Below are 374 nucleotides of genomic sequence, written 5' to 3'. Positions count from 1 at the left end.
GCCCCAGGAATGACTGTAATCTTATTCGTATCATTAGAAACATTTATAAATGCAATACCACTTGAATTATTAGGAGAAGTATAAATTCCGTCAATATTAACACACTCATTTGATAGATTCTCCTTGATCTGAACACCTTGACTGTCTGCTCCTACAGATGAGATAAAAGATACATCACCACCTAGCCTAGCTGCTGCTACAGCTTGATTAGCTCCTTTTCCTCCCATAAACTCCTGAAAACTTGTTCCAATAATTGTTTCTCCTACTTGAGGATACGTTGCTGAACGTACAACATAGTCAACATTTGAACTACCAATTACGGTTATTCTAGGTTTTCTATTCAATAGTCACACCTACTTTTTTTAGTAGAATCT

The 374-nt window shown here is 36.1% G+C and carries 1 protein-coding gene; it reads right to left on the bottom strand.

Translation table 11 applies throughout. The features are described 5' to 3' along the window. A partial coding sequence (locus KH400_RS22305; RefSeq protein ID WP_246589991.1) for a PfkB family carbohydrate kinase occupies positions 1 to 344 on the bottom strand: 344 nt, incomplete at its 3' end. Positions 345 to 374 lie beyond the last annotated feature (30 nt).

The sequence above is a fragment of the Desertibacillus haloalkaliphilus genome, assembly GCF_019039105.1.
GTDB classification, from domain to species: domain Bacteria; phylum Bacillota; class Bacilli; order Bacillales; family KJ1-10-99; genus Desertibacillus; species Desertibacillus haloalkaliphilus.
The sequence above is the reverse complement of the archived record's forward strand: the minus strand, read 5'-3'. Positions and strand labels throughout refer to the sequence as shown.